The organism is Pseudoxanthomonas sp. CCNWLY206-1, from assembly GCF_039710385.1.
Classification (GTDB): Bacteria; Pseudomonadota; Gammaproteobacteria; order Xanthomonadales; family Xanthomonadaceae; genus Pseudoxanthomonas_A.
On sequence record NZ_JBDKXI010000001.1, the window covers coordinates 571969 to 584541 of the forward strand.

Below are 12573 nucleotides of genomic sequence, written 5' to 3' on the forward strand. Positions count from 1 at the left end.
ATCGAGTTGACCCGGATCGCAGTAGTGGCGAGGCCGGATACTACGTTGTCAACTATCGTGGGTGTTGCTGCTGATATAGCCGTCCTGTAGGGAGTTGCGCACGCATGCCAATGGGAGAGTCGCGACTGGAAACATCAACGTCGCGACTTACGTCGCTCCCACAAGGGAAGCAACCGTACAAACGTAACGAGTGTTCTGCCCCTCCTGCCGGGCGGGTGGAGTGTTTGCGCGTGGATCATCGTTGCATCACGCGACCGGCCGGACCGCGTGATTAGCGCGTGATCCAGGCGTGATCCACCGGTGATGTCCGCGGCGTAGCGTCGCCCCGACATCTGCCGCCGGAGTCGCCCGAGATGGCCCTACTCGAAGACCGCACCGCCGTTTTCATCGTTCGCGTGTGGTGCGAGCGTGGCGATGGAGGTGCTGATGTCAGCGAATGGCGCGGCTCGGTGGAGCACATCCAAAGCGGGCAGCGCGCGTTCTTCCGCAACCTCGAGGCGGTGCTGGAGTTTGTCCGTCCGCATCTGGAAGGCATCGGCATCGATGCGCAGCAGCGCTTCTGGGAGCGCATCTCCTCCGCGCTGGACGACCCGCCTCCGGGCGCGCCCGTCGACATTCCCATTCCCTCCGCGGACGCGCCCCCCACGGGCGAACCATCCGTCCCCTCCCCTGTCGTCCTGCAAGCCAGGAGTCCGTCATGATCCGCATCCGTGCCAACCGCGAATCGATCGACGATCGCTTCAGCGTGCTCGGGTTCACCGTCAACGCCGACCAGCCGCTGTACGAGGTCGGGCTGGCCACCGATCCTGAGCTGTTCAAGCCCGAGCACCGTGCGCAGCGCACTGCCGGCAACTTCTACGCAAGTCCCTTGCAGGGTACGCAACCGCGCAGCGATGCGGTGTATCTGGTGCCGCCGTCCGTGGTGGCGCGATTCGTTGGCCAACCGCGGCTGTACTTCGGCGTGGCGACGTATGCGGATACCGATCGCAGCAAGCCGATCACCGTGCGCCGCCCCGACAGCGGCCACATGTACGTAAGTCTGCGCGGACTGACCGAGCGTGGCCTGCGGCGCGGCGTTCGCAACGGCAACGGTGGCAACGGCGCCAACTACGGCACGCCCACGCCAGCGCCCACCTGGGGCGGCGACACAGCGACTGACACCGCCGCCAACGCGGCACCGCCACAGAACGGCAACGGTGCGGGCACTACCGCCTCTCCTGCTCCTTACAGCGATGGCTATTCCGATGAGTTGTGGCGGCAACCAGCCGCAGGGGCTACAGCGCCCGCAGCGGCGCCGACCGGCGCGGCCGTTCCCGCGGCCACCGATCCGGCAACCGCCACTGCCCAGGCACTCCGCGGTAGCGGGCAGTCGTACGCACGCAACGGGCAGTCGCAATTCCGCGCCTCACCGCAGCGCAGTAACTACGACGACGGCTTCGGGCCAATGCCGGTCGTGCACCGTGCTTCGCGCCCCGCCTCCGCTGCACCGACCGCCCGCGCGATGCGCGTGGTCTCGAGCTACTACAACGCGAGCGATTGGCTGGATGCGCTGCGCACCCAGATCGGACTTTTCGCCACCAGCGCGCAGTGGTGGGCTGGCGTGGAGAACACCACGGTCATGCCACACAGTGCGATCTGCCAGGCGCGCGCGGTCGACGGCAGTGCCGAAGGCGGCCAGCACGGCAGCGCGTTCTTCATCGCCCCCAACCTGCTGCTTACAGCGGCGCACGTAGTCGATGGTCAAAGCGAGCTGATCATCGTGCCGGGAAAGAACGGTGCGGGAAGCGGTGGCGCGAACGAACCATTCGGGCGATTCCACGTGTCGGCCGCGGACATGGTCATGCACCCCTCGTACGTAGCGTCGAGCCGCGACTTCGACATGGCATTGATTCGCGTGCCCGCGGCGAACGCTTCGTCCAACTATTTCGAACTGGTCGAGGAACTCACCCAGTCCCGGCCCGAGGGCGTGGTGGTATCCGGCTATGCCGCGTATTCCGACCCACAAGGCATCATCGACAGCATCGTCAATGCGACCATCGACGCGGACAAGCAGCACATGCACGGCGGCTACATCCGTTCGCTGCCTACCGACGAAACGTTCGACTACGACCTGCAATCACTCGGCGGCACCAGCGGCTCGCCGGTGTACTACATCGAGAATGGCGATGCGCCGCGCACGCATATGGTCGGCGTGCACGTGGCCGGCCATAGCGACACAACGAACCTGGGCTGCCGGATTACGCCAGCCAAGTTGGCGTGGATCCGCCAGCAAGCGGCCGCGTGGAGCCAGTCGCTCACCTTCTCGCTCGGCGCGCGGGCGCTATCCGACGACGCCCTGACCGCAGACGACACAGGCTTTGATGACGCAGAGCGTTATACGCACGTGCCAGAGCCGGTCGAGGCGGAGTTCGCCGAAGCGCAGGCACTGCGCACGCGCGCCTTCAACACGCCCACGCCCGACTATCCTGGCGCCAGCCGTTTCGTGCCCGCACACACGCGCAACTTCCGCGCTGGCCGGCGCCAGGGCACGGTTATCGATCGCATCGTCATCCACATCACCGCCGGTGGGCCGCGCATCGATGGCACTATTGCATGGTTCCAGGACGGCGAACGGCGCAATGCCACCACCGGCGAACAAGCCGGCCCCAGCAGTGCGCACTACATCATCGGCCGCGATGGCGAGGTGGTGCAGATGGTGCGCAATGCCGACACCGCTTACCACGCATCCAGCGCCAATAGCCGCAGCATCGGTATCGAACACAACGCCAACAAGCCCTACCGGCTCAACCGGCGCGACCTGCCGCCGACCATGGAGCAGTACCAGGCGTCGGCGCACCTGGTCGCATGGCTCGGCGCGCAGTACGGCATTCCGCTGGATCGCACGCATATCGTTGGCCACATCGAGGCAACACCTGGCGACAACCACGATTGCCCGTCTTCGTACTGGGACTGGGACACGTACATGCAATGTGTGCAGCTGGCCGCCCAGGCGCTGGCGCAGAACAGCTCCACCGGCCAGGTGCCGGCGACATCGCAGGGGCTGCGCAATCGCGTCCCGGTGCGCACCTACAACGCCGATGCGACACGCTTCACATGGCCCGCTTCGCTCGCCAGTGGCGGGCATTGGGTACAAGCCTTCGCCAACGAGTACAACCAGCGGCTCGACGAAGGTGCGTACGGTGCGCCGGCGCCCGATCCAACCCAGTATCAGCCCGCGGAAGATGCGGATGCGCGCGCGCGGACCCGCACCCGTACCGATATCGTGGAGCGACTGGGCCGCGACCTGCAGTCCTCAACGGATCGCATGCTGATTCAACGCGACGTGTTGGCGCTCGCCACGGCAGTCGCAATGCAGGTGCTGGAACTCGTCGGCGACCGTCTGCCGGCCACGCCCTACGCGCCTTTGTCGACCGATCCAAGTCAGTGGCCCGCAACACCCGGCGACAGCATCGTGCCCGGCATGCTGCCGGCCATCAGCCGACGCATCGGTATGTTCCTGGCGTGGATGGATGCGGGCGTGCAACAGGCCAACGCCGACGTCGCCAGCCGCATTGCCGCGCATCGTCAGCAATGGGATGAAATGAATGGGTTGATCGGAGGCGCCGGCACCATCCTGGGCCTCGCGCCCGGTCTCGGCGAAGCCGTCGCCATCGTCCAGCTCGTAGTACAGGCCGCGATGCAGGCGGCAACCCCCGACTTCGACCGACCGCAGACCGACCTGGCCGGTGCGATGACGTCCGTTCGAACGGCGTACCGCAGCGTCGCCGCTTCGCTGCTGCGCGGGCTGATTCTCGCCCGCTATCCTGGTGTGCAGGTCATCGACATGCCGCTGCAGCCACAGCTCGAATCGCTGATCGAGGAACATGCTGCGCACGCGCTGCGCGGCTGGCAGGACGAGCTTCGTTTCCTCGGCGTAGGACTGGACACGATGGCGCAGTCGCTTGGCCGCAGTTCCCCGCCACGCAATCGCCCCGTCGCGCGTCCGCGCGCAGCGCACCCGCCGGTGGCGCGCGCGCAGGAAATCATCACGCCTTACTACGACCCGTCCGATCCGGCCACGGCGCTGCAGTGCCAAAACAACGCCTTCAGTCAGGCGATGGAGGAATGGTTCGTCGGCGTGGACAGCACCTATGCATTCCCGCATTCGGCTATCTGTCATCTGCAGATGTGGGACAGTGCCGGTAACGACGCCGGTGCTGGTAGCGGCTTCTACATCGGAACGAACCGCATCCTCACCTGCGGCCACAACCTGGTCGATGCCGCGAGCGTGACCATCACGCCCGGCATGAACGGCGCCGGCGTCAAACCGTTCGGCGACTGCACCGTGACGGATGCTTCCTGGCGAGTCCCGCAGAAGTACCGCGACAACCGCAGCTTCGACAACGACATCGCGGTCATCGACAACGTGCCGATCGCGGCACCGGGCGGCGCCTACTTCCAGTTCCTGCATGCCACGCCTTCCAGCCATATGCCGCTGGTGGTCTGCGGCTACTCCGCACAATCGCGCAGGGTGCCGGACCTCACCGCAGCCATCGACGGCTACAAGCAGCACTTGCACGGCGGCTATGCGCGCGATATGCACACGCACGAGACCATCGACTATCCCATCCTGTCGCTGGCCGGCGCGAGTGGTTCGCCTGTGTACACCTTGCGTGACGACGGCAGCGGCCTGCAGGCGCATGTATGCGCGGTGCACGTCAGCGGTACCCGCGCGACCAGCGATGGTGTCAACACGGGCTGCTTCATCACGCCAGCGAAAATAGATTTCATTGAAAACCGCGCCACCACGTTCGGCTACCGCGGTCCGCGCGCATTGTCGGCGGAAGGTGTCGAGCACCGCGTCGCCTTGGTTCCCCAGCCCGACAAGAACGCGTGCTGGGCGGCGTCGATGACGATGCTCAAGTCGTTCCGCAGCGACGCATCGTTCGACCCCGAAGCCTTCGTACGTCAAGCGGGCGGATCGCTGGCGACTTCCTACGGCTGGGATCAGCTTGAGCGCGTGCGCGACCACTACGGCTTCCGCGTCATCGAGCAACCGTCCAACGCCAGCCTGTACCACACGCCCACGCAATGGGCGCAGTGGTTGCGCGACTTCGGACCGCTGTGGGTGGTGATCGTCGGCGCGCCGCACGCGGTGGTGATCTCCGGTATCCGCGGCGACCTGAGCAACGCGGCTGGCACGGACGTCTACGTACTCAATCCATGGGACACGACCACGGCGTTCGACAACGACGCGGTCGCGTTCAACCCGCCCAACCGCGGCCATGAAGGCTGGATGTCGTTCGAAGCATTCGCCGCCGATTTCGGCAACATGGCCCAGCCCGACTACGGTAACTGGCGCGTGCTGCATTTGCCGGCAACTACCGCGCAAGCGCAGTCGCTGAACGCGCGTGGGCGCTATCGCCTGGCGCCACCACCGGCACCACTGGGGCGCGCATTGTCAGACGGTGCGCCCGAGCCCATCGAACCCACGCGCGTACCGGGCACCCGGATGAGCGTGATACGCGGCAGCGCAGGCGCCAGCCGTTGGGCGCTGGATCAACTCGAAGGCCGCAAGGCGCCGCAAGCACTGGTGCCGTCGGCGTCGTCGCTGCAGCCCACCGATGTGGTGATCGACCTTGGCGAATGGCCCGCGTTGGAAGGCCAGGCCGCACCACTACCGCTCACCGTTCGTTTCCGCAGCGAAGCCGATGGCTCGGTGGGTGACGTCGCCATCATTGCCGGCGCGCCGACGCAGCTCGGCTATGGCGTGGAAGTGGCCGCACGCATCGATGACGCACCTGATGCCGATGGCGTGGCCACGCTCAAAGTGAGCATCGACGTGCGCTTCAGCGGGCTCGCGCAAGGCGCACCCGCCGCGCGAATCGACTTGCGCTTGCTCGGCAACGGCCGCTACGAGCGCAGCAACCGCTGGACCGATACGAGCCTGGCGGCCTGAGAAGCCCCATGTCCGCCCGCCCGCCCGTCAACGGAACGCCAGCCCGCGGTGGGATCTTCCCGCCCGGCATGGCGCGCGAAGCGCAGGCCCGCAGCCCACGCTCGTACGCGCTGGCCAACGGCGATGAGCCGGCACCCGCGGCCGCCACGCCGGCCAAGCCGCAGGCTACCGAGACCATCGCACGGCGCGCTGGCGCGATGGTCGACGAAATCGACTTCCCCGGTTTTGTCGCCCAACTCGTGCATGGCACCTTCGACGCGATCGTCGACGCATCGATCCGGCAGATGGAGAGCTATTCGGAACTGGTCAGCGCGTGCGCCAAGACCGTCGATGAGTTCACCGAAGCGAACGTCACCCCCAATCAGGCACGCGACTGGCTGGCCACCCGCTACCCCGGCGACGTGGCGCTGCTGTTGCCCGATGGTGCGGAACGCAGCGAACCGCAGATTGCACCCCGTACCGAAGGCCTGACCCCGGCGTGGCTGGCCGACTACGGCGTCGAAGGCGAAGAACTGACGCCAGAACTGCTGGAGCAACGCGTCCTGCCGCAGGTGCGCAAGAGCATCGGCACCGAGCGCCACCAACTTCTGTCGACGATGGTGCTGCTGGGTTTGAACCGCGTGGCCGTGCGCGATGGCAGCATCAGCGCCAAGGTGATGTTCCGCGCCGCCGCGCGCGACGCCGCCGGCGTGCAGTACGCCACCGCCAGCGACCCGAAATCCGTTAATAACTGGGGCGAACGCGGCTCGCAAAGCTATGCGGGCCAGAGCTCGACCATGGTGTCGACGCTGGCCGTCAACGCGCAGAACGAATCCAGCGTGCGCGCGGATCTCTTCGGCGAGGTCAAGCTGAACTTCGTCAGCGAGACGTTGCCCCTGGACAAACTGGTGGACCCGGTGAAGGCATCACTGGTGCAACGCCACGCACCAGCATTGCGCGCCGCCATGCCTGCCCCATTGCCGGCGACGCCGGTGCCGGCGGCACCCGCTGAAGGAGCCGCGTGATGCTGCGCGAACTCCATGATCTGTTGAATGAGTTGCACGACGGCCTCAACGCCATCGAGGTGCATGGCGGCGTGCGGCTATCGAACGTCGACATGACGCTGCCGCTCGAACTGCGCCCCGTGTTTCGCGATGGCGGCTGCGTGCTGCTTGCGGACGTACCGCGGCAACGATCAATAGATGCGTGGGTGACTAGCCCGTCGAAGCTGGTGATCGGATGGAGCGCCGATGCTGGTGCGCTCGGCTCGCCTTCTTCAACTGGATACGCCGCAACTGGGCATGCCATGACTGGGCAAGCAACCCCACCCGGGGAGCGCTTCTCATGAGCGCCCAGATGCCTTCTTTCGTGCAAGACTCGGGCGTGCCGTTCGACATGTTCATCCAGGCGCTCACCGAGCAGCTCGACAAGGCGCAGGCGTCGATGGCGATCAAGGCCCGCGTCGGGCGCATGCCGATGACCTTCGCGGTCAAGGATGTCTCCATCGACCTGCGCGCGTTCGTGCAGATGGTTGACGACGAAGTGTATCTGCGCCCAGCGGGCCCGGGTGAGTCGGATGCCAGCACCATCAAGCTCGCACTCACCACGATCACCAAGGCGATGGTCGAGGAGAACGCGATCGACTTCAAAGCCGAGGATCCGAAATTCAACCTCAAGGAAGCGCTGGGCGACGGAATTTCCGACGATGAGCAGCGCCGCCTGGAACGCATCGGCGTGCGCACCATCACCCAGCTCAACGAACTCAAGGCCACCGCGGGTACCGATGTCATCGCACGCCTGTCGCGCATGCCGGTCAACCGCTTGCAACAGGCGATGATGCGTGCCGCGGCGCCGCGAGTGACGCGCGTGGAGCGCAATGGCCACGGCGAACGCGTGCACCTCAACGCACCCGGCCTGCGCGCGGGACGCCTGCCGTTCGTGCGTGCCGCGGGCAGCGCGGTGCCGGTGGTTTCCGCCAGCGATGGCGAGATCGTGCTGGCGCCAATGGCCACGCAAATGGGTTGCGAGGCCGAAGTGGATTTCGGCGACGGCGAGTTCGCCCGAGTGCAACTCACTGAAGGCCGTCTTGGCCACTGGGACGTCGCGCCATGAACACTCATGCCATGAACGCCCGCACCGTTCCCCGCCGCCTGCTGCTGACGCTGAAACTAGGCGAGATGCCCGAACACGTACCAGGCCTGCGTGCCGTGCGCGGATTCGGCACGCCGGAAGCCGACTACGTCGATGGCGGCATTATCGACCGCATCCTGCGTCACCATGGCGGCGCCATTCGCGCCGCCCGGCTGCACAGCGCGCGCGTGCGCCGCGCCGAGCGGAGCAATGTCATTGGCGCTCGTCGTTTCGATGATGCCGAGCAGCTCAGCGGCGTGGCGCGCGTGTTGCGCATTGAAGTGCGCGAGGTCGACCGGATGCAGTCGCTGATGGCCGCGCTGGCGGAGCTGCCGATGGTCGAACGCGTGGGCGCGGACTACCTGTGCCACGCACCCTTCGATGCACCCGTCATCGCCGACGGTGCACACCGTGCGGGCAACGCGGCCTGGGCACACGAGGCCATCCGCCTGCCGCAAGCACTGCGACTGGAACCGGGCGACCCGGCGATTGTCGTGGGGCTCGCCGACACCGGTGTGGCCATGCGTCACGCCGAACTCGACACCCGGGTACGTGCCGGCTTCGACAGTGTCGATCTGGATCCTGAAGCCGTCGGCGGACTCACGCTGGTCGGCGATTTCCGCCACCGCGGCCAGCGCCCGGACGACGATGTCGGCCATGGCACCGGATGCGCGGGCATCCTCGTCGCGCGCGGCGCCGGCATGCCGTCGGGCGGCGCAGGTCTCTGCGGCCTGACACCCGTGCGCGTGCTCGGCGCGGCGGTCGGCGCGGACGCCAGGCGCTTCGGCGTCGGAGCGCTGGACAACATCGACGCTGGCATGAAGCGGCTGGTCGATCTTGGGGTCAAGGTCATCAACATGAGCTTCGGTACACCCGACTCGCTGCTCACCGGCGACGCGCCGCGTCCGCACGAGGAAGTCATCCGATACGCACTGGCGCGTGGCGTGATCCTGGTGGCGGCCAGTGGCAATTCAGGCCTGGAAGAGCGTTTCCATCCGGCAGCGCACGAGGGCGTGATCGCGGTGGGCGCGGTGGACGAAGCACTGAAGCCGTCATCCTTCAGCACACGCGGTGAGCACGTGGCGCTATGCGCTCCGGGCCGAGACATCGTGACCTGTGGTCTGGACGGCTACCAGCGTGCCACCGGCACCAGCTTCGCCGCGCCGTTCGTGGCGGCGGTGTGCGCGTTGATGGCATCGCGCGCGCAGCGCCGCGCCTGGCCGCTCAGCGGCGAGGACTGCAAGCGCCTGCTCATCGGCAGCGCACGCCCGTTCGCGCGCGCCGGCGTCACCGGCTGCGGCCACGGCGTGCTCGATGCCGCCGCCGCACTGCACGCGCTCGACGACGACATCGATCTGCACCTGCGCGACGCCGACACCGGCGCCGCTTGGCGTGAGCCTTCCCCCGCGCCCGTGACGGCGTGACATCCGAGGAGACTGCAATGGCGACGAAACGAAGTCCTAAGAAGTCCGCAACTCGGAAAGCGCCGGGACTCAAGGCAATGAAATCCGCTGCCAAGGCCAAGCCCCGCGGCAACGCCACCGGTGCAAACGCACCACCGCCCGACTCGGCTGCCGCCGCGAGAGGCACTTCCCGCAACACCCCTAACCACGATGAGAGAAACGCCATGAACCGCATCCTGCTGGTCGATCTCGGCGAGCGCGAGCACAAGACCCGTGAGGAATTGCGCGGACGCAAGCTGAAGTACGAATCCATTCTTGCCAACAAGAGTCTCGACGGTCTCAACCCGACGCAACAGCGCGAGTACGAGGCCATCAAGAAGACGCTCGCCAGTGACATCACCGCCGACCCGTTCTACCAGGTGGTCGCCGAAACGGTGACGCAGCGCCCGTGGAAGGAGTTGGCCACCGACAACGACTTCGTCCATCTGTACGGCCTGTTCGGCAGCCAGCGCATGTCCGGAAAGCTGCTCGATGAGCTGCGCGAGGGCGAGCGCGAGATCGCCGGCATCGCCGGCCTGCTGCAACTGGACAACCACGTCGAGATCGCGCGCGACAAGGGCGGCCTGGTGCGCCACGTCAGCACCGCGCAAGGCGAATACCGCGCCAACCGCGCGCTGTTCGATGCCGCGTTCCAGCAGCTCTCGGCGCAGTACGTGGTCAGCATCCAGTCGCAGATCGACGCGGGGTTGATCGACGCCGACATCATCGGCTGCGAAGCGCCCAGCGGCGATCCCAACGAACGCCGCGACCCGGTCAGCACCGACCGCGCGTTCCGTCCCAGCGGCACCGACAAGGTGTGCGCGCTGTCGGCGCGCAACGTGGCCGCGATGGTGCGGCGCATGGCCGCCACCGGCGTCACCGCCAACGATCCATGGCTGACCAGTCGCATCCAGAACGGTTACGACATGCAGTCCGGCGTGATCGAGGGTGCGCCGATTTCCTCGACGGAGATTTCGTTGCCGGAGTTCGACGACGCCACCGACCAGGTCGCCGTGCGCGAGAACCTGCTGGGCGCGCAGGCCGTCGCATTCGCGGCGCACTGCGAGGACATGAACATGTTCCAGGTGGTCGAGAAGTGCGTCGACCTGTTCCGCACAGGCCTGCTGCCGATCAGCCGCGGCAAGGCCGGCGACTATCTGTATGGCTACCTGAAGAAGTCCGCTGAACGCATGACGCAGAACGAACGGCTGGATCTGTATCGGCAAGTGCTCGGACGCAACGAGGGCGATCCATCGACTCCCGGCAATCCGGAATACAAGGAGCTGTGGCTGCGCTTCATCGCCGCGGTATCCAACTTCGGCAGGCAGCTGTCGGTGGACCGCATGCTGCGCACCAACGTACCGGTTTCGGTGTCCCAGGAGCAGGTGCGCAAGGCCGGGCGGGATCTGGCCGCCAACCTGTCGGTGCACAGCTTCGGCATCGTGCGCTTCGCCGCCGCCGAACTGCAGCAGACGATCCTGGAGTTCCGCGACGTGCTGTCGGACCAGGAACTGCGCGGATGCGTGGGCGCGCGCGACATGTGGCAGTTCATCGACCAGGTCAATGCCAACTACCTGGGCGGGTTGCGCAACACGCACCAGCACCGCACGCAGGCGCGTTCGAGCGCGGTCGTCATCCGCTGGCTGGCCAACCACAGCGATCGGCTGGCCGGGCGCTACGGCGAGGTCATCAGCGTCAACGCGCTGACCAATCCGCAGATGAGCGGCAGCGACCAGCCGATGCTCAACCCCAACGATTGGGACCTGGTGCAGGCATGCGAGCAGTGGCTCGCCGTCGAAGGCGTACAGACCGCCAGCGTCGAGCAGTACTCGCAGTCGGCGCTGTCGCCGCCGATTCCCAGCCGGCCGATAGGAAACGGCAACGGCCTGCCTCCGGAGGCGCGCGCCGTGCTCGACCAGGCGGGCTTCAGCCTGCCCGGCCTGTGATTCCCGGCCTGTAGACAACCAGCTCGCAACCCACGTGACCCTGACCGACCCCGGAGCCTAGCCATGAACGTCTCCACCTTCCCCGAACAGGCTGGCCCGCGGCCGGTCAAGCACCTGGTCACGCGCTCGCTGCAGTCGGCCGCGCGCGCGCTCGGCACGCGCGACCCGCTGCCTTACCTCGACAACCTCATCGAGCGCACGTTCTACCTGCCCGACGATGACTACTCGTACGCACAGAACTCGCTGGCACCGGGAGCGGTGCCTTACGAGCCGTCGTTCTCGGAGACCGAGCCAGGCAAGCTGCGCTTCACCATCGAACCGCTGGGGCCCAATGCCACGCCGATGGCACGACGCGACGAGGCAACCAGCGAGATGCGCCGCCTCGTCTCGCCGATCTTCGGCCGGGACGCGCTGAAATGGTTCGACTCCCGCAGCGAGGAGTGGCGTGGTTTCGGCGGCCTGTCATGGATGAACTACGGCGCCTGGTTCGGCAGCGCGTTCGACGAAGACGGACTGTATGCGGCGAAGGTTTACTACGAACTTCTCCCCACGCAGATCGATGCGCTTCCACCCAGCCTGGCCAACCTCACGCGACAGGTGATGACCGAAATGCCGAACCTGATGCCGATCTTCACCAGCATCGGCTGCAAGCGCGAAAGCGGCAGCCAGCGGGTGACATTTCTGCATCGTGGGCCCATGGCGGTGTCCGCACTCGGCCCGTTGATGAACCGGCTTGGCATCGGCCATCAGCTGCCCAGCCTGATGCGCATCGTCGGCGTGGCGCTGGGAGGACGATTCGAACTGCCGCCCGGTGGCGTGCTGTTGGGCGTGCGCGAGGCTCCCGAAGGAGCGGAACTCAAACTTGAATTGCTGCTGGCGGCTATCCCCGACCTGCCCTCGCGCTTTCTCGACTTGCTCAAGCTCGGGCTGTCGGAACGACCACGGCAGTTGGCCGCGCTCTCGCGCTGGCTCGAAGCCTTCGGCATGGATGCCGGCGACGAGGGCCATTTCTCGGTGCTGAGCATTCGCGTCAACCCGGTCTCGCCGGCACGCATCAGCCTGTACGTGCGCCCGATCGAGTTCGAAATGCGCGACGCCTTGGAGGAAGCGCGCACGCTCTGGTAGCGCCCAGCCAGCG

Annotated in this window: 8 protein-coding genes; all 8 read left to right on the forward strand. The window is 66.6% G+C overall.

Going from position 1 to position 12573, the window contains the following annotated elements:
• Positions 1-353 precede the first annotated feature (353 nt).
• The 8 genes from AADW18_RS02410 to AADW18_RS02445 all read left to right on the forward strand — a co-directional run bounded on the left by AADW18_RS02410 (position 354) and on the right by AADW18_RS02445 (position 12560).
• Positions 354-701 carry a hypothetical protein gene (locus AADW18_RS02410; RefSeq protein WP_337341746.1) on the forward strand — a complete coding sequence of 116 codons (348 nt, stop codon included), beginning with the start codon at positions 354-356 and terminating at the stop codon, positions 699-701.
• Entirely contained in the window at positions 698-5938 is a 5241-nt protein-coding gene (locus AADW18_RS02415) for an N-acetylmuramoyl-L-alanine amidase (RefSeq protein ID WP_337341747.1), read from the forward strand. The genes AADW18_RS02410 and AADW18_RS02415 overlap by 4 nt, the downstream gene beginning before the upstream one ends.
• 8 nt (positions 5939-5946) lie before the next feature.
• The gene (locus AADW18_RS02420) at positions 5947-6942 is read left to right on the forward strand and encodes a hypothetical protein (RefSeq protein WP_337341748.1); all 996 of its coding nucleotides are present in this window, start codon (positions 5947-5949) and stop codon (positions 6940-6942) included.
• Entirely contained in the window at positions 6942-7265 is a 324-nt protein-coding gene (locus AADW18_RS02425; protein ID WP_337341749.1) for a hypothetical protein, read from the forward strand. The genes AADW18_RS02420 and AADW18_RS02425 overlap by 1 nt, the downstream gene beginning before the upstream one ends.
• Entirely contained in the window at positions 7262-8029 is a 768-nt protein-coding gene (locus tag AADW18_RS02430; RefSeq protein ID WP_337341750.1) for a hypothetical protein, read from the forward strand. The genes AADW18_RS02425 and AADW18_RS02430 overlap by 4 nt, the downstream gene beginning before the upstream one ends.
• Before the next feature lie 11 nt (positions 8030-8040).
• Positions 8041-9471: a S8 family serine peptidase gene (locus AADW18_RS02435; RefSeq protein WP_337341751.1), complete on the forward strand. Its 1431-nt coding sequence runs from the start codon at positions 8041-8043 to the stop codon at positions 9469-9471.
• Positions 9472-9548: 77 nt separating this feature from the next.
• Complete coding sequence (locus AADW18_RS02440; protein ID WP_337341752.1) at positions 9549-11435, forward strand: hypothetical protein; 1887 nt, start codon at positions 9549-9551, stop codon at positions 11433-11435.
• Positions 11436-11498: 63 nt separating this feature from the next.
• Entirely contained in the window at positions 11499-12560 is a 1062-nt protein-coding gene (locus tag AADW18_RS02445) for a hypothetical protein (protein WP_337341753.1), read from the forward strand.
• Positions 12561-12573 lie beyond the last annotated feature (13 nt).

Excerpts from the sequence above, each read along its gene's own strand:
- AADW18_RS02410 (WP_337341746.1), top strand. The coding sequence starts at position 354 with ATGGCCCTACTCGAAGACCGCACCGCCGTTTTCATCGTTCGCGTGTGG.
- AADW18_RS02415 (WP_337341747.1), top strand. The coding sequence starts at position 698 with ATGATCCGCATCCGTGCCAACCGCGAATCGATCGACGATCGCTTCAGC.
- AADW18_RS02420 (WP_337341748.1), top strand. The coding sequence starts at position 5,947 with ATGTCCGCCCGCCCGCCCGTCAACGGAACGCCAGCCCGCGGTGGGATC.
- AADW18_RS02425 (WP_337341749.1), top strand. The coding sequence starts at position 6,942 with ATGCTGCGCGAACTCCATGATCTGTTGAATGAGTTGCACGACGGCCTC.
- AADW18_RS02430 (WP_337341750.1), top strand. The coding sequence starts at position 7,262 with ATGAGCGCCCAGATGCCTTCTTTCGTGCAAGACTCGGGCGTGCCGTTC.
- AADW18_RS02435 (WP_337341751.1), top strand. The coding sequence starts at position 8,041 with ATGAACGCCCGCACCGTTCCCCGCCGCCTGCTGCTGACGCTGAAACTA.
- AADW18_RS02440 (WP_337341752.1), top strand. The coding sequence starts at position 9,549 with ATGAAATCCGCTGCCAAGGCCAAGCCCCGCGGCAACGCCACCGGTGCA.
- AADW18_RS02445 (WP_337341753.1), top strand. The coding sequence starts at position 11,499 with ATGAACGTCTCCACCTTCCCCGAACAGGCTGGCCCGCGGCCGGTCAAG.